Origin of the sequence: Cobetia sp. 5-11-6-3, assembly GCF_013374055.1 — a bacterium.
GTDB lineage: Bacteria > Pseudomonadota > Gammaproteobacteria > Pseudomonadales > Halomonadaceae > Cobetia > Cobetia marina.
In genome coordinates this window covers 1-281 of the sequence record NZ_BLWJ01000038.1, presented here as the reverse complement: position 1 = coordinate 281, position 281 = coordinate 1, and the positions used below count along the sequence as shown (strand labels likewise).

Sequence of the window (281 nt, the reverse complement as noted above, 5' to 3'; positions counted from 1 at the left end):
GTACCCCAAACCGACACAGGTGGTCAGGTAGAGAATACCAAGGCGCTTGAGAGAACTCGGGTGAAGGAACTAGGCAAAATGGCACCGTAACTTCGGGAGAAGGTGCACCGGTTCGAGTGAAGGACTTGCTCCGTAAGCTCTTACCGGTCGAAGATACCAGGTGGCTGCAACTGTTTATTAAAAACACAGCACTCTGCAAACGCGCAAGCGGACGTATAGGGTGTGACGCCTGCCCGGTGCCGGAAGGTTAATTGATGGGGTTAGGATTCGTCCGAAGCTCT

General features: G+C 53.4%; 1 rRNA gene. It reads left to right on the top strand.

The features are described from left to right. A 23S ribosomal RNA gene (locus HXS66_RS17315) occupies positions 1-281 on the top strand; the annotation flags it as partial.